Here is a 24,449-nt window from a genome sequence, read left to right as displayed (position 1 = left end):
CGCTGCAGCTCTTTTTAATTGCAGTAAATGCAATTATGTACTTCTGTGAGCTTGACGCTACCTGGTGCTGGTGAGCAGCCGCCGATTTTGAGCTATTATGAGCTAGGAGCTATATCAGCAGAGATGCCTCGTTGCAGCATACAGACGTCAGATTCAGTATTCACAAGAAGACGGGGCATCCCCTGCTGGGATACCCCGTCTCAATGACTTTACCGCTGCATCTAGCAGCGGCTACTCTTCTCCAAGCGGAAACAGCAGCGGTACCACCCGTCCGGCGCCGACATCAATCAGGCCGTGATCCGTGATTTTAAGTGCAGGACTGACAGGGAGCGAATGGGTGCTGATCGACATAATCGGGTTGTAATGATTATAACCCAGCGATTCCATTGCCGTCCGCAGCGCGAGCACGCGCTCAGCCGTCTCTGCAAGCGGTGCTTCGGTCAAAATACCGCCAACCGGCAGCTCCAGCAATGCGAGCACTTCACCATCACATACGACGCAGAAGCCGCCTTGTGCAGCTATCACTGTATTCGCCGCCAGGATCATGTCCTCAGGGTTATGACCTACGACGAGCAGATTGTGATTGTCATGCGAATACGTAGTCGCAATGGCGCCGCGTTTAATCGTGTCGCCGCCGATCAGGCCGTAGGCGCGGTTGCCGTTTTTGCCATAGCGCTCAAAAGTGGCGATCAGGCCATAGCCGCTTTCCTGCCACTGCAGCTGGCCGCCCTTAACCTCGGCCGCAGCGTGCTTCTCTTCGGTAAACGTGGACACGTTGTTGACCATCATCACCCGGCAGCCATAGCGGCCGTCCGCCAGCTCCGATGACACCGCGAAGTCGCTTGCAGCCAATGGAGCCAACTGCACGCTGCGGTAGAAATGAGCCGGGAACCGCGGCCCCCGCTCCACCTGAGGCAGCGGCTGCATGCGGTCGTAGACCTGGACGCCCCGTTTGTAGACCTTATCAATAGCGAAGCTGGCCAGATCCGACAGCAGCACATAATCGGCGGCTTTGTTCGGGGCGATCACGCCGCGGTCAGCCATCTTCATCCGCCGGGCCGGGGTGAAGGTAGCAGCATAGACTGCATCCTCCGGGGCCATGCCCATGGCGATGGCTTTACGTACCAGATGATCAAGGTGTCCGGTCTGCACCAGGGAATCGGTCATCACATCATCGGTCACGAAGCAGAAATGCTCGCTGACCGCATGGCTGATCAGATACTCCATCACATCCGGGGTCATCGATTTCTCCTGAATCTCGATGAACATCCCCGCTGCAATCCGTGCGGTCAGCCCTTCGATGCTCTGGTGGGTGTGATCTGAATCAATCCCGGCATAGATCAGGCGGTGCAGATCAAGGTCCAGCAGCTTCGGCGTATGCCCCTCGATGACAAGACCGGGATAACGGCTGCGGACATGCTGGATGATGCGGTTGCTTTTGCAATCAGGGTCGCGGATGACATCAACATAATTCATCACTTCGCCCAGACAGATCATCTGCTCCGTCTCCATCAGCTCGTCGATATCGGCAATTTCAATCGAGCCGCCCGTTGTCTCCAGCGGAGTCGCCGGCACCGAGCTTGGAATCGCATAGAACATGTCCACCTGACAGTCCCGGCTGGCCCGGATCATCTCATGTACACCTTCTACGCCGAATACATTGGCCATTTCATGCGGTTCTGGAACAATTGTTGTTACCCCATGCTGCAGAATACCGTAGGAGAAGGTCTCCGGCGTAATCATCGTGCTCTCGATATGCAGATGGATATCAATCAGGCCTGGCACCATATACCGGCCTTCCGCCTGAATGACCTCCCCGGCTGTGAACGTCTCCGCGCCGAGCGCCCCCACATAGAGGAAACGCCCCTCCTTCACGGCGACATTCGCCGTCTCGAACCGTTTATAGTAACTGTTGTACACTTTAGCGTTCAGTATAAGTTGATCTGTAATCATCATGTATGCTCCTTATGAAGCGCTACTGCACCAGCACCAGCTTCTCTTTTGGAAAATAAACCGTAACCTGCTGTCCTTGAATGAAAGGCTGCTCCATTTCCTGATTAACGGTGAATACACCCAGCTCCGTCTCCACCTGGTATTGATAGCTGCGGCCGAGATACGTGCTGATCTGCACCGTGCCAGGCAGTGTGTTGCCGGCGGTGTTTGGATCAGGCGCAGTGCCGAGCAATTGCAAATCATCAGGGCGGATGGCACCAAGCAATCCGGTATTGCCTTCCCCGCCCGGCCGTTTGGCCGCCAGGAACTTCAGCGCTCCGCGGCTGAGCTCGATATCCGTTCCCTCGTCATTCCTGCCCTCAAAGGAAATGAAGTTTCCGAAACCGATGAACCGGGCCACAAATTCACTGGCCGGATACTTGAAGATCGCCGATGGCTTGTCCAGCTGCTCGATCTTGCCATTATTCATCACGGCTACCTGATCGGAGATAGAGAAGCATTCCTCCTGGTCATGGGAGACATAGACGGTCGTAATGCCCAGCTCCTGCTGGATGCGGCGGATTTCCACCCGCATATTCACCCGCAGATTGGCATCAAGATTACTGAGTGGCTCGTCGAACAGCAGCAGGTCCGGCTCGATGACCAGCGCTCTGGCAATCGCTACCCGTTGGCGTTGCCCGCCGGAAAGGGCAGCGGGCAGTCTTTTCTCAAAGCCGCCCAGGCTGACAATTTCCAGCATCCGGGTAACCCGCTTCTTAACCTCCGCTTCCTTCAGCTTGCGCAGCCGGAGGCCGAACGCCACATTGTCATAGACTGACAGATGCGGGAACAGCGCGTAGCTCTGAAACACAAAGCCGAAATTCCGCTTTTCCACGGGGATCTTGGTATAGTCCTTCCCGCCGAACATGAATGCTCCTGATTCCGCGTTCAGAAAACCGGCGATCAGCCGCAGTGTGGTCGTTTTGCCGCAGCCGCTTGGGCCGAGCAGCGAGAGAAGCTGCCCCTTGGCCAGCGACAGATTGAAATCCTCCAGGATCAAACGGTTGTCATACGCAACCGATACATGATCAAGACTTAATAGTGACATTGCGTTATGCCTCCGTTTATCGTTTGGTAAAATAAGCGAATCCCATCAGACGCTCAATGACGAACATCAGCGCCGCCGTCAGCACCATCAGAATGACTGAAATCGCGGCAATCGTGGGATCGAAGTAATTTTGCACATAGGTCAGCATTTGAATCGGCAGGGTACTGATCCCCGGGCCGGTCATGAACACGGAAATGTCCACATTGTTGAAGGATTCCAGAAAAGCAATCAGAATGGCCGCCAGAATACCGGAACGGATATTGGGCAGGACCACTTTAAAGAACGTGTACAATCTGGAAGCTCCCAGGCTCTGCGCCGCTTCTTCCACAGCGAAATCGAAATTTTCCAGACTCGAGGCAATCACCCGGATAATAAAAGGCAGCATGATTACCGTATGTCCGATTAACAGTCCGGCTACAATCGGCAGCCCGTACACTACAATCAGGTAGCGCAGCAGCGTGAAGCCCAGAACAATGCCGGGAATCAGGACGGGGGACAGAAAAATCGCATTCAGCGTATCCCGTCCGCGGAACCGGTATCTGCTCAGCGCGTAGGCCGCAGGTACACCCAGGAGAAGCGCCAGCAGATTGCCGAGCAGCGAGATCACAATCGAGGTCTTGAAGGTCTCCATGAACGCGCTGACCTCGAAGATATTTTTGTACCACTTCAATGAAAAGCCCTCAGGGGGGAATTTCAGGACTGTGCCCGGCTCAAAGGAAGTAACGGAAATGATGATGAGCGGACCCAGCAGAAAAATAAAGACCAACAGCGTATACAGCGACAGCGCGCGGTTTCCTTCCTTCATGTTCTCACCCCTTCGGATTTAATCGGTTGGCCCAGACGTTCATCAGCCCCACGACCACAAATGTAATGACGATCATAATTACGGCAATAACCGAAGCCGCCTGCCAGTCATTCAGCGTCATGGCATTCTGGTACAGGAAGGTGGAGACCACCCGTTCCTTACCGCCGAGCAGCGCCGGCGTGGTATAGGCCGTCAGACTGCCGACGAAGACGAGAATTCCGCCGATGATCAGCCCCGGCACTGTCAGCGGGAAGGTGATTTTGCGGAACGCCGCAAACGGGGAAGCGCCCAGACTGCGCGCCGCCCGGACCAGCTCATGATCCAGATTCTCCATAACCCCCAGCAGTGTGATGATGATCAGCGGCAGGAATAAATGCACCAGCCCGATCATCATTGCCGTAGGCGTATAGAGAATATCCAGGGGCTTTTCGATCAGCCCGGTGTTGACCAGGAAGGAGTTGATCAGCCCCTTTTTGCCGAGAATAATCATCCAGCTGAAGGAACGCACAACGGGACTGGTCAGCAGCGGGAAGATCGACAGCGCCAGCAGAAGGCTCTTCTTCCGTGCGCTTGCCCGCGAAATATAATAAGCCGCCGGATACCCGAGCAGCATGCAGACCAGCGTGGTCACGACACTTACCCGGAGCGTAGTCAGCAGGATGCGGTTAAAGTACCCGTCGCGGAAAAAATGCAGATACCCTTCCAGCGTCAGCTTCCCATCCTGCACGAAAGTGGAGGCAATGGTCAGCGTGATCGGGACCAGCATGAAGGCCGCCAGGAACAAGAGGCCCGGCAGCAGCAGATACATTGCTCTTTTGTTCTTCATTTTCTAATGACTCCCGTCCTTCTTCGGCTCTTGGTTCAAGCTATCAATGAAACACTCCAGAAAAGCAGCCGCGTCTACCTCCAGGCAGACAGCGGCATTTACCGGCTTGCCCAGCCGGTTCTGGAAATCACAGACGGTCTGGCCGTCGCACAGCTCGCTGCGGGTCTCCACGTCCACATAATAATCGTGCACGGTGACGAACCCGCGGTTCAGTGCCACGCCAACCGCCAGCGGATCATGCAGGGCACAGGCCTGCACACCGTTGCGCTCATAATAACGCTTCCGGTAGCCGGAGGTGCTCTGCTCCACATAATCGCGGATTGCCGGAATGCGCAGCTTCGCAATGTCCTCCGCGCTAAGCAGCGCACGGCGGGTCACATCCAGCCCGACCAGCGTCAGCCGGGGGAACCCGGCAGCCAGTACCTGCTTCGCGGCCTCCGGATCGACGTACATGTTGTATTCCGCCGTCGGCGTGATATTGCCGAAGCCCTGCACCACGCCGCCCATGACGATTACCTCGGCGGCATGCTGCATAAGCTCCGGGCATTTCTGCAGCGCGCGCGCCAGATTGGTCAGCGGCGCGGTCATGATCAGCGTGATTTCGCCGGGCTGCGCCAGCACCTGGCGGATGATGAAGTCCTCCGCAGGCTCTGTTTCCGCCTGCTTTGTTACCGGCATATCACCCAATGCACCGCCGATGCCATCTGCACCGTGCACACGGTACTCAAAAATCGCTTCGCGGGCCAGCGGCTTGTCCGCTCCGCGGTATACCGGAATCTGCCCGGACACGCCGAGCAGCTGGAGAATTTTACAGGTGTTCAGGGTTGCCTGATCCAGTGAGACGTTGCCGCTGACCGTGGTGATGCCGAGAATGTCGAGCTGTCCGCTCGTCACCGCCAGCATAATCGCCAGCGCGTCATCCACCCCAGTATCTACGTCCAGAATGACTTTTTTACGCCCCGTCATCCTTAGCCGCCAATCTCACGGTTGAAGCGGTCCGTCCACTCTGTAATGTGCTCGTTCACGAAAGACATATCCAGCTTGCGCAGCTTGCCGATGACATCCGGTCCGTACGTTACGCCCACAGCTTCTTCAGGTGTCAGCATTACGTTCATATTGACTGGGGAATCGACCTTTGCTTTGGCGGATGCCGCCTGCACTTCATCGCTCAGCTGCCAGTTGATGAATTCTTCGGCAAGCTCTTTATTGTTGCTGTCTTTGACGACGTTGACTGTATTCATTACAGCATAAGCACCTTCAGACGGTGCGATAAATTTGGCGTCAGGCACAGCAGCCTGCAGATCCTTGAAGTACATTTCCATAATCGGACCGCCGGCAATTTCCTCCTGGCCGAACATGTTCACATACTCGGAAGTCTGGGCGTAGTATTTAACAACGTTACTGTCCAGCTCCTTCAGCTTCGTGAATGCTGTATCCTCGTTGAAGTCCGCATTGCCCGCCGCAAGAGATGCCGCATCTACAACCATTGGACCTGCTGTAGCTGTAATTGCCGGCATCGCCAGGTTTTTATCAAACTTCGTCCACAGATCGCTCCAGCCGGTTACGTCGCCTTTAACCAGTGCCGGATTATAGGCAATTCCCAGGCGTCCGATCGTATACGCAGGACCGTATTCTGCACCCAGCGGGGCTTTGGCGATATCATAAAGGTTCTGGAGATTCGGAATCTTGCTGCTGTCGATCGTTTCGAACAACCCTTCATTAATTGCCTGCTGCGCATAATAGTCCGACAGATAAATGACATCAACATCGGAGCTGCCTTGACGGATTTTGTTCAGACGTTCGGCGTTGTTGCCGATTTCCACCACGATTTTCACATTGTGCTCTTTCTCAAACGGCGCATAGACCGATTCCTTGAAGAAATCTTCTGAAAAACCCCAGGTGGAGACAACCAGTTCCGTAGGCTCGCCCGATTGTGCCGCTTCGGGTGCAGCCGCGTTATTTGTTCCTGTGTTGTTCGTCGAGGTATTGTTGCCGCAAGCAGCAAGCACAGCAGTCAGTGTAAGGGCAAGACCCGCATTCATTATTTTTTTCATTAGTAAATAACCTCCCAAGTGTAATATGCTGTACAAATCCAGTCTTCATCCTATAGTTGCGGCAATTTCAGTTCTCTTCATTCCAGTGAGCTTCTGGCGGAAAACGGTTTGGCAGCACCTCCTGCTGGTAGTAAAATCTTGATTCCCCTTATTTTTTCATAAAAAAAAGAAAAGCATTCTTGTAGGAACAAGAACACTTTTCTTTGTATAAACAAAGCAAAGAGCTACCCGTAATAGAAGGACGGTCTTCGCTTAAGATAGATCAAAAACGAAAATCCGCGGATATCATATTGAAACTGTCATTCTCCGGCCAATATCATATTCGTAAAGGCCCACCCCGTCGGTGCGTCGTAATCCCTGAGCAGAACCTCAATCGTTAGTCCCATCTCTGCTTCAAGTCTTTCCTTAAATCTCTTCTTAAACAGCAGTGACATCCGAAAATCCACTTCCTGCTTTAGTTCAGGCGCCTCGCCCTCCAGGGCGGTCGACCGGGGAGATCTGCGGTGCTTGGCGTGAAAGGTAATGACCCGCTGATCGACAGTAACGCGGAGCAGGGTCGTCCCGAAACCAAACAAATCCTTAGAGACCTCATTGTAGATCTGGCACATTTTCTTCTTCTGCTCGCTGTTTTCCAGTTCTGCCATGAAACCACCTTTGAAAACAGAATATCGTACAATTCCTTCGATAGCAATTGTTATTATACATAAATATCGCATTTTCGGCAACAAAAAAGCAATAACTCACATGAAAGTTACATTAAACACGAACAATTAGCGCTTTTCAGCGGGCCAACGTTCAGTAAAATGTGCCGAATTCAGACGCACTTTCACCTCTCAGTGGTTCCCCAAACAAAACAAAAGAAGCCAAGTCCCCCTGGCTTCTCCTATTCTCCTAAATGCTAATTATGCTTGCGCCTTTAAGTGGAAACATCCGCTCACATAGTCCTGCTGGATGTCCGGCAGCGCTAGCCCGGCCTGCATCAGCCGGTCACCGCCGTATACTTCACCGCTGTCTGTAAGCGTGTAGTTATAGTCGGGGTTCAGGCCGCTGAGCAGCAGGCTGCGGCGCGGCGGGTAAGGCACAGCCATTACCCGGAAGTAATAGACCAGCGCCTCGCGCTGATCGTCCGAGACGAACATCCAGGCCGTCTCGTTGCCCTCGAACGGGCTCTGCAGCCGGTACAGATTGCCCTGCTGCACCAGGCCGCGAATTTCTTTATAATTCGCTACCTGCTCTTTCACCAGCTCCTTCTCCTCGTCCGTGAACTTCGTCAGGTCAAGCTCATAGCCGAAGTTCCCGGACATGGCGACATCCCCGCGGAAGGACAGCGGCGTGACGCGTCCAACCTGGTGATTCGGCACCGCCGAGACATGCGCGCCCATCGCACTGACCGGATACACCAGGCTGGTGCCGTACTGGATCTTCAAGCGTTCCGCGGCGTCGGTGTCGTCGCTGGTCCAGGTCTGCGGCATATAGTAGAGCAGACCCGGATCGAAGCGGCCGCCGCCGCTGGAGCAGCTCTCGAAGAGAATATGCGGGAAGTCCGCCGTCAGGCGCTCGATCACCTCATACAGGCCCAGCACATAGCGGTGGGCAGTTTCTCCCTGGCGCTCAGCCGGCAGGCAAGCCGAGCCGATCTCCGTCAGGTTGCGGTTCATGTCCCATTTGACATAAGCAACCGGCACGGTGGAGAAGATCTTGCTCAGCGCATCGTAGATGTACTCCCGGACCTCCGCACGGGTGAAGTCCAGCACCAGCTGCCAGCGGGCTTCGGTGCGGCGGCGTCCCGGTACATGGAGGCACCAGTCCGGATGCTCACGGTACAGCTCGCTGTCCGGCGAGATCATTTCCGGCTCCACCCACAGGCCGAACTGCATACCAAGGTCGTTGACCCGCTTCGCCACATCAGCCAGTCCGCCCGGCAGCTTACGCAGGTCCTCGGTCCAGTCGCCAAGCGAGGAGTTGTCGGAATCGCGCTTGCCGAACCAGCCGTCATCGAGCACAAACAGCTCGATGCCCAGCTTCGAGCCTTCGGCGGCGATCTCCACCAGCTTGTCGGCATTGAAATTGAAATAGGTTGCCTCCCAGTTGTTCACCAGAATCGGCCGCTCCTTGTCGCGGTACATCCCCCTTACCAGACGGGTGCGGTACAGGCGGTGATAAATCCGCGACATGCCCCCAAGGCCTTCATTCGAGTAGACCATAACAACTTCAGGAGTCTGGAAGCTTTCTCCCGCAGCCAGATGCCAGGAGAAGTCAAAAGGGTTCAGCCCAATGCAGAGACGGGTCGAACCAAAGGCATCCACCTCCGCTTCAGCCGCAAACCCGCCGCTGTAGACCAGCGAGAAGCCGTATACCTCGCCCTGGTGCTCGTCTGTACCCGGCTTGGCCAGCGCGGCAAACGGATTGTGCTGATGGCTGCTCATTCCTCGGCGGGACTGGAGTGCGGTAGTGCCCTGCTCCAGCCGTCTGCGGGTCAGATTCGCTTCCCGCGACCAGCCGCCGGAAAGATAGATCAGATCAAACTGGCCGTCCTCCGGGAAATCGACGGAAGCGCTCAGCGCGCGCAGCAGGTCAAGCGGCGCCTGGCCGTCATTAACAAATTCTACCGAGCGGGCAATCACATCCGTGTCACGATATACGGTATAGCGTAAAATAACGTTCAGCGACGAGTAATCATCTCGCAGCGTAATTTCCAGCGTATCTGCTTCTTCAGGGGACTCCACATACACGGAAGGAAGTCCGGCGAGCGTTGGCTTGCCCTGCAGTACACGGTATCCGGTGTACTGCAGCTCAGTAATCCGCGTGCCGTCCGTAAGCTTGGCCTGATAAGCCGGCACGCGGTAATCGCCCGTGCCGTACTGCGGATATTCCTGCGGAAGCCGGTCCAGGCCGGTACCCGCCCCGAGATGCGGCAGTCCACCCAGATTGCCGTCATGGCGCAGTTTTTTACCCCAATAGACATGCATCGGATAGTTATTGAAGATGCCGATAATATAACTCATACCCTTGCTCTGTAAATGAACTATCCCCTTGTCTTCCTGTACCCAAATTGCCATGGTCCGGTTCCTTCTCTCTACTGTTTTTTACCCCAGGTAATCTTCCTTCACATAGTCAGCCATCGAATGAATCTCAAGCCCCTTTGGCGCTACGGGAATGAATTCCCGATCTCCATTGCCCCGCAGCATAAACTGCACGGTCTTCGGCTCACCCGGAAGCAGATCAAAGAAGTTATCCGAGAAGATACCTTCCTCTTCTGCCGTCAGGTATACCCCTCTGGCCAGCACGTCGCTGCTGACCGTAAAGTCCAGGCTGCCCGGAATCTCGGTCACCGTAAGAACCGGCCGGTTCAGCTTGCTGTCCTTGGCCGCAGCGAAGTAATGCTCCTTACGCTCCAGTAGGGAGCCGTCCGCCAGCAGAGAAGCCACCAATACCACCTGCTTCGGATCGTTGCCCTGCAGCAGTTCCGCAGTCGGCACCGCGAAGACCACCGCCGCCGAATCGGCCTCCAGCTGGACCGGCTGTGTCCATTCACGCAATAGCGAGCCGCTGAAATCATACAGCCGGAGTACCAGTTCACCAGCCAGTGCCTTTTGAAGATCTGAAACGGCATGCACTTGCAGGTTCTCCCCATCCATCTCTTCAATAGAGAGCAGAAGTTCCTGGAAGCTTTTGCGCACCGTATATTGCAGTGCCTTCCAGCGGCCGTAATAATCCATGCCAGCCCAGGAAGCCACCGGCCAGCAGTCGTTCATCTGCCAGTACAACGTTCCCATGCAATACGGTTTGTTTCTTCTGTGGCTTTCAATAGCGATTCTCATCGCCTCTGCCTGAAGAATCTGACTCATATACAGGAATGACCTGAAGTCCTTCGGCTGCGGCAGGTAGATGTCCATATACTCTTTAATGATCAGGTTGCCCCGTCCATTCTTCTGGTGAGCCAGCATCACTTCCGATTCCAGCTCCATATCCTCTTCCTCCGCGTAGCTCAGCACCGATTTCAGCTCAGGGAAGGACTGGAAGCCGTATTCGCTCATGAAGCGGCCTACCTTGACGTTATAGTTCTCAAAAGGCTCAATCCCGTGCCATACACCCCAGTAATGAATATCGCCCTCACCCATGATCCGCGTCGCATGCTGATCTTGATCAGTAGTAAGTTCACGAAGCGGAGAGGATGGCCAGTAATCAGCACCCGGATGATAAGCCGCTACCGCTTCCGGCAGAATGCGGTGGAAGATTTCTTCATAATAACCCCAGAGTGTTTCGCGGATCTCAGCGCTGTAGCCTTCTTTCCAGCCCCAGCCCATGTTATCCTCATACTGCGACCAGGCGGAGTCAATCTCATTATTGCCGCACCATAGGGCGATGCAGGGATGATTGCGCAATCTGCGCACGTTGTATTCTGCTTCCTTCCGTACATTCTCAAGAAAAGGCTCATCTCCCGGGTACATGCTGCAGGCGAACATGAAATCCTGCCAGACCAGCAGCCCATACTCATCGCACAGCCGGTAAAAAACTTCCTCCTCATAGATTCCGCCGCCCCACACCCGCAGCATGTTCATGTTCGACTCTACCGCTGTGGCAATCTCGTGCCGGTAACGTTCCTCCGTTATTTCCGTGGTGAAGCTATCGTTCGGAATATGGTTGGAGCCCTTTGCGAATACCGGGACGCCGTTCAGCTCAAACTTGAATGAAGCGCCCTTCGCATCAGGTTTGCGGATCAGCTTGATCTCCCGCAGCCCGGTAGTTACTTCTGCACTGGACAATACCATAGCGCTATCCAGCAGCTCTGCCCGGAAGGTAGTTAAATGAGGCGTGCCCAGCCCATTGCACCACCATAACTCCGGCTGGTCAACGACAATATCCATCTCCACAGTGTGCTTGCCGGAAGGAACAGAAACCGCTTGCATCCATTCCTGTCCATTAGCAGTCGTGATCCGCAGCATTCCCTCGCAAGCTTGCGGAGCTTCAATCTCCACGACAGCTGTAAGCCGCGCCTCTTCCCGCTTGACTCCATTCTGGCGGATATAGAGATCCGTAATGGCTGCGGCATCCCGGCCTTGCAGCGCCGCTTCCCGCCAGATTCCGCTGGTAAGAAATCTCGGGCCCCAGTCCCAGCCATAATGATACGGAGCTTTGCGGGCAAATACGCTAATCCGCTGCTCTTGCAGTCCGCCCAGCTCTGATTGATCATTGGGCGCCGGCAGATCATACCCCAGCTGCGCCAGCTTCGGCAGGTCTTCCTTAACTACGGAACGGAATTTCACGAGAATTTCATTGTCACCGGCCACCAGCAGCCCTTTGACATTTACAGTCCAGGCCCGGAACATGTTGTCTGCTGAAAGCGCATGCACATTATTCACAAAAACATCGGCATAGGTGTCCAAGCCCGCAAAGACCAATTCCGTAATGGCCAGGCTCTGCCATTCTTCTTCCAGCCGCAGCTTGCTTCTGTACTCCCAGTCCTTCTTGTCGATCCATTGCAGCTCATGCTCGTTCTTTCCATAAAAGGGCTGCGAAATAAGTCCATTGCGGAGCAAATCCGTGTGCACCGTTCCCGGCACAACCGCCGGAAGCCACGTTTCATCACCGCAGGCTCTAAATTCCCAGCTTGTCAATTCAAGATGATATGATTTCATAAGTCCTCCCTATTTCAGCAAAATTCATTTGTTTCATTATATTTTGTTATCTTATTGTTAGCAACAAAGTAATTATAAACCCAGAAAGAAAACAAATAAAGACAATAAATAATAATTGAATACATTTAATGCTGGAATCAATGACGCTATAATGATAATGTAAACGCTAACATCAAAACGAAAAGGGGACAACGCAATGAGAAACAAGTTATTTTCGTTATTTTTTGTTATCACCATGACTTTCTCTTTATCTCTGACAGGCTGCGGATCGAACAATAATAACAACGCAGCTAAAGCCACAGATGAGCCGGCTGCAACCAAAGCACCAGAGAATTCCGGCAGTGAAGCAACTACTGAGCCAGCGGCTGGAAGCGGTTCCGACATTAGCGGAAAGATTACCTTCCTGACCAACAGAACCGATATGATCGGCAAAGAGTATGACGAATATGTTAAACGCTTTAACGAGAAGTATCCGAACATAAAGGTCGAGTTCGAAGCTTCCCAAACAGACTACAACCAGCAAGCCAAGGTCAGAATGGCCAGTGGTGAGCTTCCTGATGTGATGTTCATTCCTTCCATTCCCAACTCCGATCTTCCGAAATATTTTGCTTCCCTGGACGATCTCGGCCTGAATGATCAGATCACCTTTAAAGATTTCAAATCCTATGAAGGCAAGCTTTACGGAATTACCACAGGTAACTCCACCACTGGGATTGTCTACAATAAAAAAGCCTTCGCCGATGCAGGCATCACCGAGGTTCCGAAGACTTGGGATGAATTCCTCGCTGCCTGCGAAAAGCTTAAAGCCAAAGGTGTCGTTCCGCTCGCTTCCAACTTCAAGGACAAATGGCCGCTTAACGATTGGGTGTACTCTGTTCCCCGCGTGATTGCAGGCAACCCGGATTTCCCGAACGAAAAGCTGACCTCCGAAACACCTTTCACTATGGACAACGGCTACGGAAAATCACTCAACCTGCTTAGAGAACTGAACGAAAAGGGCTATCTGGAAAAAGACATCAACTCTACTAACTGGGAACAATCGAAGAAGGACATTGCCTCAGGCAAATTCGCCATGTACTTCCTTGGCAATTGGGTCATCAATCAAGTCATCGGCGCCGGCACTACTTCTGACAATGTAGGTTTCTTCCCGCTTCCTTATGATAACTCGGGCACCCTTACTGCACCGCTCAGCCCTGACTTCTTCTATGCTGTGGCCAAGGACAGCAAAAATCTGGATGCTGCCAAAGCGTTCGTGAAATGGATGATCGAGGATTCCGGTTATGAGGATTTCGCCGGATTTATCTCCCCGCTGAAAGGCAAAGAATCCAAGCTGACCCAACTGAAGGAATTCCAGGCAACTGGCGTAACCCTGCAAGAGGGTACAGTGGATGATGCCAAGGTAACAGAGATTACTAACAAGGCGCAGCTCGATCTGCCGGCTATGGCACAGGAGTTCGTCCTGGCCAAGGACCCGCAATCCGTCTTCGACAAATGGAACAAATCCTGGGCCAAAGCAAAAAAAGACCTCGGCTATTAATCTTAAGCAAGACCAGTAACGTTAGAACCTAGCAATCCCCCGGCGCAAAATGGATTATCGCTTTCTCCGGATAATCCATTTTGTCGTCATTGACCAAAGCGCTATTCAGAAAGAAGGTTAAGCGATGTTCGGAACATTATCCTATAACAAGCAAAAGCTCATTATCATTGTATCCTTCCTGCTGATTCCACTGCTCCTGCTGGCGACATTCACTTATTATCCGGCCATTAAACTGGTCTATTACAGCTTTACCAACTGGGACGGGTACAGCCCTGAGAAGCCTTGGGTCGGTCTGGACAATTACCGCGAGGTTTTTGGCAATCCTGATATTTTCAAGGTGTTCACCCATAACTTTGCCTACTTTGCGATGGGGATAGTCCAGAATATTGTCGCCATTTATTTCGCCGTTGTGCTGAACAGCAAGCTGCGGGGTAAAAACGGGTTCCGGATTATGCTCTTCCTGCCTTATATCATGAACGGTGTAGCCGTGGCCTTCATGTTCGGCTATGTGTTTGATACTACCAATGGTTCACTCAATATGTTCCTGAACAGCATCGGCCTCACCGGACTAGGACAGACCAGTTGGCTCGGTACTGAAGGACTGGTGAACTACTCGCTCGCTTCCACTGGTTTTTGGCGGTTCATGGGCTACAATATGGTCATTTACATTGCCTCGCTGCAGGCGATTCCGAAAGACATTTATGAAGCGGCCAAAATAGATGGTGCAGGCTCGTTTCAGACGCTGTGGAGAATTACACTGCCGAATATGAAGCCCGTCATTCAATTGAATTTATTCCTGACCGTAACCGGCGCGCTGGAAGTGTTCGATCTGCCGTTCGTGCTGACCAAGGGCGGCCCGGCGGGTGCCAGCCAGACCTATGTTCAGCGTGTAGTGGATACCGCCTTTGCTTTTAATAACTATGGCCTGGCCTCAGCGATGAGCGTTATCCTGATCTTCATTGTCGTTGTTGTGCTCTTGCTGCAGCAATTGGTTCTTAACCGGGGAGGAGATAAGTAGCCATGGAACATTCCAAACTTAGCCTAAAAGACATTTTTAAATACTTCACGCTGCTTATCGGCGTATTCGTCGTACTCTTTCCGCCTTATGTCGTGGTGGTCAACGCCTTCAAATCAACCGAAGAATTTAACAGCAGCAGTTCCATGGCTCTGCCGCGCAGTTTCTTCAACTTCGATAACTTCGTGACTGTGTTTCAGCGCGGCGGACTGCTCAGCGGCTTCGGCAACGTGCTGATTATTATCATTATTACATTGACCCTGAACATTCTGTTTGGGACAATGGTGGCATATGTACTGGGGCGGTTCTCTTTCAAGTTGAAGCCGATTGTATTCGGCGCTTATCTTGTGGCGACCATCATTCCAAGCATTACTACTCAGGTAGCGACCTTTGGCATCATCAAAAGTATGGGCCTCTACAACACCTTGGGTGCTCCGATCGTACTCTATATCGGAGCAGACGTCATTCAGATCATCCTGTATTTACAGTTCATCCGCAACATCCCCGTTGATCTCGATGAGAATGCGATGGTTGAGGGTGCATCCCTGTTCAAAATCTACCGTTCGATCATCTTCCCGCTGCTGTCACCGGCGACGGCAACACTGATTATTTTGAAGACGATCAGCATCTACAATGACATGTACATCCCCTATCTATATATGCCAAAACAAAGCCTCGGCGTCGTTACCACCGTCCTCATGCGTTTTCAGGGGGTCAATACAGCCGATTGGAATTTGATCTGTGCAGCCATTCTGCTTATCCTGCTGCCGACAGTCATTCTTTACTTCTTCCTGCAGCGTTATATCTTTGAGGGGGTAACCAGCGGCGCCGTCAAATAGGGGGTACGGAAAGGAATAACCATAGTGGTCTCTTACATCCGGAGAATTGTGCGCAGCATATGGCTGTTCCTGGCCAACCTGCCAATGGAGCGAAAGCTGATTGTCGTATTTATTTTTCTGATCTCCCTGCCAATCACTTACGTCAGCTATCTTTCTTCACGCTCCACCTTCAACTCGGTGCTGTCGAGCTCCACAAAGAGTGCCGGACAGATGGCAGACAGCGCTTCGGATACCACAGACCGGTATGTTGCCGATCTCAAGCGGTACACGGCGCTGCCGCTGTACAATACCGATGTTCAGTTCTACCTGGAGCAGCGTAATACCGATTGGGAAAAGAACACCAGCATGTCGATGTTCCTGAGCTATTTGAACCATACGAAAGAACAGATTATTGCCGTATACTTAGTGGACAAATACGGTTCCGTTTTTTTTGACAGGGCTCCCGGCATCAATGAATTGTTCCCGGCGGAACGGCTGGCGCAGTGGCAAAGCCTCACCGAGGGGGCCGGTGTAGCTCCGGTAGTCCAAGGCAGGCATACGATCCGTGTAAACTCCGGTGACCACAAAGAGGTGTTCAGCGTTTTGCGCACCATTACTTCGGTCAGCACGCTCAAAAATATCGGAATCCTTGTCTTCGACATTGATATCAACAACCTCTTCAAGGGGATCGTTGATCCTGTAAACGCCGTCACCCAGGGCAATACGCTGATCGTGGACGACAAGGGCGAATTAATGTACGACGGTGAGCATATGGACGGCCAAGAGACCCCGAAACAACGGGAACATGCACAGATGCTGCTGCAGAAAGTTACCGCTCCCAATGGCCACTTTCAAATCACTTTGGATGGCCTTGATGTTCTTGCAGTGTACAGGGTATCCCAGAAGACCGGTTGGACGACCATTGTTTCCATTCCGCTGGACCGTATCCTCTCCCCGGTGGAGAAGAACCGCAACCGGCTGATTTTCACTACTCTGTCGATTATTGCCTTCGCGCTCGTCGTTGCCACCTTTATTTCCTATGCACTGACCAAACCGCTGAAGTCGATGGTCCGTCTGATGAAGCAGGTGCAGCACGGCAATCTGGATGTCTGGCTGCATCCGAAATATAATGACGAAATCGGGATGCTCGGCAGCCACTTCAACCGGATGATTATCCGGGTCAAGGATCTGCTTCAGGAGGTCTCCCTTACGGAGAAACGCAAACAAAAGGCAGATATGCGGGCGCTGCAGAACCAGATTAACCCGCATTTTATTTACAATACGCTGGAATCCATCCGCATGCTGGCGGAGAGCAGTGATGACCCCCGCGTCGCGAAGCTCACCTATCTGCTTGGGCTGCAGATGCGTTACGGCATTGTCCGCAGTGAAGAAACCGTTACGATCCGGCATGAGCTGGATCATGTGCGTAATTATTTGCATCTGCTGCAAATCCGCTTTCCGGATAAATTCCGGCTCAATATCCATGTGCCGGAGGAATTCCTGCCGCTGCCGGTGATCAAGCTGGTCTTCCAGCCGATTGTCGAGAATGCCGTTTTTCACGGGCTTGAACCTAAGGAGGGGCCGGGCACACTGAACATTACGGCTTGGGAGGAGGACGGTAATACTGTATTTTGCGTCGAGGATGACGGAATAGGTATGGATGAGGATACCCTGCGCGCTTTGAATAACAGTCTGATGGGCGGGGCAGACGGTGAAATGTTCGGAATCGGTCTGCGAAATGTGAATGAGCGCATTCGTCTGCATTACGGCGGCCCCTTCGGATTACACGTGCAGAGTGAACTTGGCACAGGAACCCGTGTGACCTTACGAATCGAGGATCTTTCGGACGATCACAGCGAAGAATAATATCATTCCAACAAGGGGGACTCGGCTTGCTGCGTATTGCGATTGTAGATGATGAAGTTCTGATTCGCGAAGGTCTGGCACGAATGATCAGCAAAGAGAGCAGCACCTTCGTTGTCGCCGGCATTTATCCGGACGGCAAACATTTACTTGATGCGCTCCCCTCGCTCCACATTGACGTTGTTATAACCGATATCCGTATGCCGCAAATCGACGGGCTGGAGCTGATCCGGCAGCTTAAAGCGAACCACCCCGGGATTCGCAGCCTGCTGATGAGCGGATTCGTTGAATTTAATTATGCCCGGGAAGCCATCCGCAGTTCAGCGGTAGATTATCTGCTCAAACCTATCAACAAAGAACAGCTCTTCGAAGTGCTGTATAGTCTGGAGAAGGAGCAGAAGCTGTTGCGGGAAAAAGAAGAATGCCAGCGCACCGGCCTGCTGCACTCCCTGCTGCATATCGAAGAGCCCTCTGCCGTTCTTTTAAGCGGCCTTACCTTGCCCCAGCCTTATTTCACAGTCTATGTCCTTAAAGGAAGCTCCCAGGAAAAAGTCTGCGGAATTGCAGACAGTCTGCGGCAAGAGAAGGCGTTTCTCCTCGATACGCTGGAAGTGCAGAAAGGGCTGCAGGCATGGATCTGTTATTCCGCACAGCCGCTCACCCCTGAAGAATCACACGAAATCGGAGAGATTATCGGCTTTGCAAGCAAGGGCCAGCGTCTCCATGCGGGGGCCAGCCGCTCCTACGATGATCCCGGCAAATTTAGAACAGCCTATCTTGAAGCCAAGCTCGCCTGCGATGCAGGGATTTATAGTCCGCTGCCGCTGCATTATGTTACGATTAAAGAGCTCCAGGCACCGGTGCAGGCTGTCTGTGATCCCTTCCCTCCATTCCGGGAGCCGCTGATCCATGAGCTGCAGATTCTAAATGTGGCCGGGGTGCTGGAAGGGCTGCACAAGCTGTTCTCTGTGCTGGAGCTGCAGCAGGCTTATCCCGACTTGATCCTGCGCACCTGCCGGCAGGTTGAGGATACTGCCCGCAAGGAGCTGCAGGAATTTGAGGCGGTCTACCGAAAAGACTGCAGCCAGCGGCTGGAAGAGCAAATCGAAGCCTGCATGGCCTTTGCTGAAATTGAGGAACTCTTCACCTCCTCCTTCTCGGTCGCGCTGAACGAAATCCGCAAGCACCGGCTGGAGATGTCCGGTACGGCCGTTGAAACGGTCAAGCGCTGGGTAGCGGCCCATTATAATCAGCATGCCGATTTGAACATGCTGGCCGGTATGGTATTTTTGACGCCAAGCTATTTAAGCAAGCTGTTCAAGCAGGAGACCGGGCTGACACTGACCGACTATGTAATTGAAACCCGCATCCGCAAAGCGAAGCAGCTGCTGAAGAATGCGCCGGATCTGAAGGTGCACGAGATCGGCACCGAGGTCGGCTATCCCGACCCTGCTTATTTCAACAAGCTGTTCAAGAAAGTTGTCGGTGTTACGCCGAACGAATATAAACGCATTTCACTTGTTTAAGGAGAATGATACCTTGCATCCAGAGTTCCTGAACTCAAAGAACAACCCCGAAATCCAGGTGTACGAAACGACAGAATTATATGGTGAGAGAGGCAGATTCCGCGTACTGCAGTTTTCGGGAGACGCCATTCAGGGCGCCCTTGATCTGGACCACCCCCGGCGGGTGATCTTTGAATATCCGCGCGCGATGATCCATCTAATGGAAGCTGGCGAACCTTATTTCGAAGATGTATTCCTGATTGGACATGGGATCGGAACGATTGCCGGTTATTTTGCGGAGAAGCGCTTTAAAGTGGCCGAAGTGAATGCGGAGGTTGTGAAGCTGAGCCGGCAGCATTTTGGCTACAGCCAGGACAATGTCATTGTCGGGGACGGACGGCGCATTCTGGAGGGCGAGCCGGAACGCCGCTATGACTTCATTCTTCTGGATGCCTTCACCGCTGACGGCACTCCCCGGCATCTGGTCTCCAGCGAGTTCTTCACCCTGGCCCGTTTCAAGCTGAACAGCCGCGGCTCCATCATCATGAACCTGATGGGCAGAAGTGAAAAGGACCGCCTGATAGGGGCCATCCACACGACTTTAGCCGGGGAATTCGCCTATATCAAAGCCTTTGCCCTCCCTTCGGAAGGCACCGCCGACATCCGCAATATCATCATCATGGGCAGCGGCAAGCCGATCCGCTATCAAGCCCGGCAGATGGCCGGGTTTGTGGAAGTCACCCTTGGGCAGGGGCATGTGATCCGGGACTAAGCATGGATAACCTATAAACAGAGGGTCTCCGTTGGGGAAACCCACAGCCTGATTAACCCTATCCTCTCACCGGAGTTCCTTGATGAAAAAACATCTGCCACCGCCCATCCCTGAATTTCCAGATTGAACTGCGCAGTGTCTCTCCACCCGTCTCTTCGTTCATGATCCGGTAGGTGGCCAGCACAGCCTCCCCGGATAACGGATGAAGTTCGAACCCGCTCAGGGTCATTCGGACCTCGCCCGCTCCTTCTTCGCCCATCAAGTCCCGCTTATGCCATACCTTCCCGGAGCTTCCAAATTCAAAAAAATCGTCTGCCAGCAGTCGCGACAATTCATCCGGCGAAGTGCGCACCTCCGTGTTCAGCAGCTTCTCTTCCAGTTCACAGATCTGCTTGGCCATTGCGTTCAGTTCCTTGTATCCTAAGCCTTTTTTTTCAAGCACTGTAATCCTTCTTTCTGCCACTATTCGTACCCGGCGAAATCCGGCCCTACAATACACCGTTCATTCCACCAAATATCCGGCCAAAAACATTAAAATAGATCATGATAAAAGACAAAATAAGGGCTATAGGCAGAATGGACAAAATTTGAATTTTGTTTTTCGGAATGCTAAGTAACAAAACAACTATCATTATTAGATATATCCCCATAAGCCATGGAATTAAATAGAAATGATGGTGAACGGGTAAGTAAGCGTTACGTAATTCAAACCCTTCTGACAGTAATACTGTGATTGGAAGGGCCGAAATAAGATTAGAAAACAATCCGCTCCCGCGTGCATACCACATAACATAAGCACTAACAGGAGATACCACCGCGCATAACCCCCAAAAAACAATTTCTCTTTCTGGAAAAAAATGCAGCACAATCGTTGTGTAAAGATAATAAACGGTAAGCATCGACCCAAAAAAGGCAAATATATTAACAGCCGCTAATTTGGGAGAATAACTGAAAACTGATAAAAGTGTTGCAACAAATACCCATATACCAAGACGTCCTCCGAGATTGTCAAATATCGGGTTTATATTCGGATTATCCACAAGTTTTGCTGCTAACCCCAGAATAACTCCAATAATAATTGCCTTTACTATCGAAAAAAATTTTTGTTTTGCAGTGGATTTATTATCCATCGTTTGCTTCCTTCCTCGCCTTATCCCATTCCGCCTTGAACTCCGAGACACTCCGGTAACGCTGAGCCCGCTCTGGATCTACGGCCCGCAGCGCAACCTTGTACAGTTCCGGTCCCGCTTCCCATTTATCCCTGGAACGGTCACTTTCTCCACCCAGTAGTACAAAAGCAGTAGCCCCCATATTATATACATTGGTGATTTCGTCGATTGGGGCATCCAGAAGGTACTCTTCCGGTGATTTGAACCGTTTGGAACCCCATAGCTGCTCTCCCATGCCGTTAAAGAAGGGCTTAGGTTGATAGAAATCAATATCGCAAATCGCTGTACGGTCCTTAGTGAAATCATAGAGAATGCTTCCGTCATAAAAATCCACAGCCACATATCCTTTAGACTCTATGTATTCATGAAAGCCAAAGATGACCTCCAGAGAATCCAGCCGTTTCTCCGTCGACAAGGCCCTAAAGCGGTAAAAAGGCGATTTGGGATCACTATACTTGGCCGCTCCGCCAAAAGCCCAATGCGAATGCAGGCACTCGCCTTCCGTCCATTCAAAAACAACTGCATATCCCGTTTCCACAGGACCATGAGATAACAACTGGATTAGCGACGGATGCCGCAGCTCCTCATAGAGAGGAACCGCCTGAATCAATCTTTCAACCGCTTCCGCAGGATCACCATGAAATTCCATCGTTTTCACTCCGGCGAACTTCACAAAATACTTGCATCCGTCTTGCTCAACCCCAAAGCTGATATTTCCGGAATCCTGCTCATCAAACACCCGGAACACCCGCCCCATTGCCGTCAGCCAATCAAAAGAGTAGGCCTCCTGCAGTTGAAACGTAACCTCGTCAATTACAAATCTATATCCGTTTCCGCTCATCGTCTGCCTCCTGTGCCATTGAATGAAAATCATTCTAGTTCTGCGTTCGACTTTTAGCGTTTGATTGTCCAACCCTTTTTATCAAGTTTATAAAAATTAAATCTATCGTTATCAATCCCGATAACACCTTGAAAGTCAAACCCGCATTTTTGTATGACTCTACTCGATGGCAAGTTAATTAAAAGAGCAATAGCATTAAGCACCTCGACGTTCGTATTCTCAAATAAATACTTGACTATCCCTTGGGCGGCTTGGGTTGTATAACCTTTACCTCTATGATCTTTTGATATGGCATACATGATCTCTCGGTTTGGGGGCGGCAATTCATCCTTTAATCCCGTACAGCACCAGCCGATAAGCTCTCCCGTCTCTTTCAATATAATTCCCAAGCGAAGACGGAGTTCACCAATGTCTCCACCTTCCGATACAGCATGTAGAAACTGCTTGTTCTCTGGAATTTCGTAATTTATTAACCAATCTTCTCTTTGCTCTTTTGATACGTTCCAACCTGGCAAGTATTCATGTATTTCAGGCTGCCATGTAAGTGAATGAAACTTATCTAAATCAGAAACTTTGAATTCTCTTAAAATTACATCCTTACAGTCAATGATAAAAGTGTTTTCTTCAGAAATATAATAAGTATTGCTGTCCATGATATATCCCTCCCTGGAAAAATGTCCTATTGCTTAGCATATCTCTCTAGTAGATTCCATGGCTAGGGAAAAACAATTATAGCTAAACTATACTGCCTATCAGTGTTCAATGTACAAATCAACACCAGGAACCGAAGTACTGCTCCAACTTAAGATTTTCTTCCCTGAAGCAAATTGTTCAGTGCATTCAGCTGTTCTTTCTAAAATTGAGTATTTCCGCTCTCTCCAGAGCCTCAAACTCCACACAGCCTTTATCTATATAATAGGAACTATGATACTTTTCGAAATGAATGCCCATCTTCGTCTGGTCTTGCTGCACAAAAAAACCAAACTCAAGAACTTCATCTATGATTTTTTTATAGTTGTACGTTTTCTTTTTTCCTTCCTGATCTCGGAAATTAGATAAATGAAAAGGCAAAATAGATAAAATCCCATCCGGCTTTAACGTTCTCTTCGCTTCCTCGTACAAGGTAAACCGGTGAGTTCCGTTGCCGTGTAAAATATCGTAATACATGATCATATCCAAAGACCTGTCCTCAAAATTCAAAGTGTAGTCCTTATTCCCCGTCAAAACTTGAATGTTATTTAAATGCTCTTCACTGGATACCTTACCCACAGCCTTCATGCATTCTTTATTAATATCAACAGCATAAACCGTCCCCCGGCCATTTAGAGCTCTTGATGCAGCAAAGGTGTAGTGTCCGAAGCCACAACCGTAGTCCAAAATTTCCGCATCTTCTGCAAGTCCTAAGCCTTGAAATAAAGCAACCCCTTCTCCGTTCTCCCACTGTTTAACTTTTTCATGAGTATTCATCATTGCCCTCCCCCAAAAATATATCAATTGCAATTTCCCAATTCACGCCATCATGCTTACTTATTCTTCCAACCTTCTCCCTTATCCTTCTTCACGTTTACCGCGGCTCCTCATCACTCTTCAATACAAAAACAGCCTTAGCCGCACACCCCGGACGGCAATTCCCCGTCTTATTTCCCATTCCTCCGCTTTTTTTGCTAAAATAGAAGGGTCGGCGCATTCTTCAGCTTGTAAGGCGCCAGTCACTGAAACGGAGGCATTACCTGTGGATTATATTATTCTGGACATCGAATTCAACGGCCGCAAATTTGCCAGCGAGCATCCTATGGAGGTCATTGAGATTGGAGCCGTCCGGTTAGACGCTTCATTGCAAGTTAAGGATGAGTTCTCAGCCTTAATTAAACCTATATACTTCTCCACCCTGAATTCGTTCATTAAGAAAAAAACCGGCATTCCCCAAGAGGATATCGACGTCGCCGACCGTTTCCCCAAGGTCATTACCGCCTTTAGAGCCTGGCTGGATCAGAGCAGTGACGGAGTGCTGCTTCTGACCTGGGGCGGCGAGGATATGAAGCGGATCATTCAGGACATCCGGATGCACAAAATGGATGATTCCTACTGGATGGCTGCAACCTATTTTGATCTCTTGAAGGGCGTGCTTCGTGCCCGCGGCCTTAGCAATGATATCAGCGTCGAAGGTGCGATGACCCTGTTCGAGCTTGAGCCTTCCGGTTCCGCTCACCGGGCGCTGGACGATGCCAAGATGACCGCGGAGATTTTCCGCGCTGTCTTTAACGACCTGGATTTTGAGCGGTCCCAGCATTACAAGGACACCTTCTCCAACGCCAGAGAACGCAAGACGGTCAAGATCGCCATCAAGGCAATGATCTCCCAAAAAATCGTTCCCACCTGGGAACTGGTCGCCGAACATTACTTCCCGGGTGAAGATGCGCTGGCGGATCCCCGGAAGCTGGCAGAGCTGCGGGAATATTTCACGGCACAGGTCGGCAAGAAATAATCCGGCTTCATGTGTAATACAAGGTTAACAGCAGTTTCCTTAGTGGACATACTATAGGGAGCTGCTGTTTTTTTGAGCGA

21 protein-coding genes are annotated in these 24,449 nt (G+C 51.5%); 7 read left to right on the top strand and 14 right to left on the bottom strand.

What is annotated here, in order from left to right:
- Positions 1-231 precede the first annotated feature (231 nt).
- From H70357_RS04305 to H70357_RS04265, 9 genes are all read right to left on the bottom strand, one after another.
- The gene (locus H70357_RS04305) at positions 232-1,953 is read right to left on the bottom strand and encodes an adenine deaminase (protein WP_038586147.1); all 1,722 of its coding nucleotides are present in this window, start codon (positions 1,951-1,953) and stop codon (positions 232-234) included.
- Between the two features lie 22 nt (positions 1,954-1,975).
- Entirely contained in the window at positions 1,976-3,040 is a 1,065-nt protein-coding gene (locus H70357_RS04300; RefSeq protein WP_038586144.1) for an ABC transporter ATP-binding protein, read from the bottom strand.
- A gap of 16 nt (positions 3,041-3,056) precedes the next feature.
- A complete protein-coding gene (locus tag H70357_RS04295) occupies positions 3,057-3,845 on the bottom strand; it encodes an ABC transporter permease (RefSeq protein ID WP_038586142.1) in 789 nt (262 codons plus the stop codon).
- 4 nt (positions 3,846-3,849) lie between these two features.
- On the bottom strand, positions 3,850-4,671 hold the full coding sequence (locus H70357_RS04290; RefSeq protein ID WP_038586139.1) for an ABC transporter permease: 822 nt from the start codon (positions 4,669-4,671) through the stop codon (positions 3,850-3,852).
- 3 nt (positions 4,672-4,674) lie between these two features.
- Positions 4,675-5,637, bottom strand: coding sequence for a nucleoside hydrolase (locus tag H70357_RS04285; protein ID WP_038586135.1), 963 nt, complete (start codon positions 5,635-5,637; stop codon positions 4,675-4,677).
- A gap of 2 nt (positions 5,638-5,639) precedes the next feature.
- Positions 5,640-6,725 carry an ABC transporter substrate-binding protein gene (locus H70357_RS04280; RefSeq protein WP_038586133.1) on the bottom strand — a complete coding sequence of 362 codons (1,086 nt, stop codon included), beginning with the start codon at positions 6,723-6,725 and terminating at the stop codon, positions 5,640-5,642.
- A gap of 299 nt (positions 6,726-7,024) precedes the next feature.
- On the bottom strand, positions 7,025-7,369 hold the full coding sequence (locus H70357_RS04275; RefSeq protein WP_038586129.1) for a hypothetical protein: 345 nt from the start codon (positions 7,367-7,369) through the stop codon (positions 7,025-7,027).
- A 258-nt stretch (positions 7,370-7,627) separates the two neighbouring features.
- Entirely contained in the window at positions 7,628-9,784 is a 2,157-nt protein-coding gene (locus tag H70357_RS04270) for an alpha-galactosidase (protein WP_038586126.1), read from the bottom strand.
- 27 nt (positions 9,785-9,811) lie between these two features.
- Positions 9,812-12,364: a beta-mannosidase gene (locus tag H70357_RS04265; protein WP_038586124.1), complete on the bottom strand. Its 2,553-nt coding sequence runs from the start codon at positions 12,362-12,364 to the stop codon at positions 9,812-9,814.
- 196 nt (positions 12,365-12,560) lie between these two features.
- Between H70357_RS04265 and H70357_RS04260 the strand changes: the two genes are divergently transcribed.
- The 6 genes from H70357_RS04260 (at position 12,561) to H70357_RS04235 (ending at position 19,874) form a co-directional block, all read left to right on the top strand.
- Complete coding sequence (locus H70357_RS04260) at positions 12,561-13,901, top strand: ABC transporter substrate-binding protein (protein WP_038586122.1); 1,341 nt, start codon at positions 12,561-12,563, stop codon at positions 13,899-13,901.
- 124 nt (positions 13,902-14,025) lie between these two features.
- Entirely contained in the window at positions 14,026-14,919 is an 894-nt protein-coding gene (locus tag H70357_RS04255; RefSeq protein ID WP_038586119.1) for a carbohydrate ABC transporter permease, read from the top strand.
- 2 nt (positions 14,920-14,921) lie between these two features.
- The gene (locus H70357_RS04250; protein ID WP_038586116.1) at positions 14,922-15,755 is read left to right on the top strand and encodes a carbohydrate ABC transporter permease; all 834 of its coding nucleotides are present in this window, start codon (positions 14,922-14,924) and stop codon (positions 15,753-15,755) included.
- Positions 15,756-15,779: 24 nt separating this feature from the next.
- Positions 15,780-17,600, top strand: coding sequence for a cache domain-containing sensor histidine kinase (locus H70357_RS04245; protein ID WP_038586113.1), 1,821 nt, complete (start codon positions 15,780-15,782; stop codon positions 17,598-17,600).
- 26 nt (positions 17,601-17,626) lie between these two features.
- A complete protein-coding gene (locus H70357_RS04240; RefSeq protein ID WP_038586111.1) occupies positions 17,627-19,123 on the top strand; it encodes a response regulator transcription factor in 1,497 nt (498 codons plus the stop codon).
- A gap of 13 nt (positions 19,124-19,136) precedes the next feature.
- The gene (locus tag H70357_RS04235; RefSeq protein ID WP_052091813.1) at positions 19,137-19,874 is read left to right on the top strand and encodes a spermidine synthase; all 738 of its coding nucleotides are present in this window, start codon (positions 19,137-19,139) and stop codon (positions 19,872-19,874) included.
- A 58-nt stretch (positions 19,875-19,932) separates the two neighbouring features.
- Here H70357_RS04235 and H70357_RS04230 read toward each other — a convergent pair whose 3' ends face one another.
- From H70357_RS04230 to H70357_RS34170, 5 genes are all read right to left on the bottom strand, one after another.
- Positions 19,933-20,274, bottom strand: coding sequence for a nuclear transport factor 2 family protein (locus tag H70357_RS04230; RefSeq protein ID WP_038598585.1), 342 nt, complete (start codon positions 20,272-20,274; stop codon positions 19,933-19,935).
- A gap of 88 nt (positions 20,275-20,362) precedes the next feature.
- Positions 20,363-21,004: a hypothetical protein gene (locus H70357_RS04225; protein WP_038586108.1), complete on the bottom strand. Its 642-nt coding sequence runs from the start codon at positions 21,002-21,004 to the stop codon at positions 20,363-20,365.
- Positions 20,997-21,884 carry a protein kinase family protein gene (locus H70357_RS04220; protein ID WP_038586105.1) on the bottom strand — a complete coding sequence of 296 codons (888 nt, stop codon included), beginning with the start codon at positions 21,882-21,884 and terminating at the stop codon, positions 20,997-20,999. Before H70357_RS04220 ends, H70357_RS04225 begins: the two co-directional genes overlap by 8 nt.
- A gap of 53 nt (positions 21,885-21,937) precedes the next feature.
- On the bottom strand, positions 21,938-22,537 hold the full coding sequence (locus H70357_RS04215) for a GNAT family N-acetyltransferase (RefSeq protein ID WP_038586102.1): 600 nt from the start codon (positions 22,535-22,537) through the stop codon (positions 21,938-21,940).
- A 187-nt stretch (positions 22,538-22,724) separates the two neighbouring features.
- Positions 22,725-23,351 (bottom strand): class I SAM-dependent methyltransferase, encoded by a 627-nt coding sequence (locus tag H70357_RS34170; RefSeq protein ID WP_052091812.1) that lies wholly within the window; start codon positions 23,349-23,351, stop codon positions 22,725-22,727.
- Between the two features lie 265 nt (positions 23,352-23,616).
- Between H70357_RS34170 and H70357_RS04205 the strand changes: the two genes are divergently transcribed.
- Positions 23,617-24,369, top strand: a complete 753-nt coding sequence (locus H70357_RS04205; protein ID WP_038586099.1) for a 3'-5' exonuclease — start codon at positions 23,617-23,619, stop codon at positions 24,367-24,369.
- Positions 24,370-24,449: the final 80 nt, after the last annotated feature.

It is taken from the genome of Paenibacillus sp. FSL H7-0357, from assembly GCF_000758525.1.
Classification (GTDB): Bacteria; Bacillota; Bacilli; order Paenibacillales; family Paenibacillaceae; genus Paenibacillus_AQ.
The sequence above is the reverse complement of the archived record's forward strand: the minus strand, read 5'-3'. Positions and strand labels throughout refer to the sequence as shown.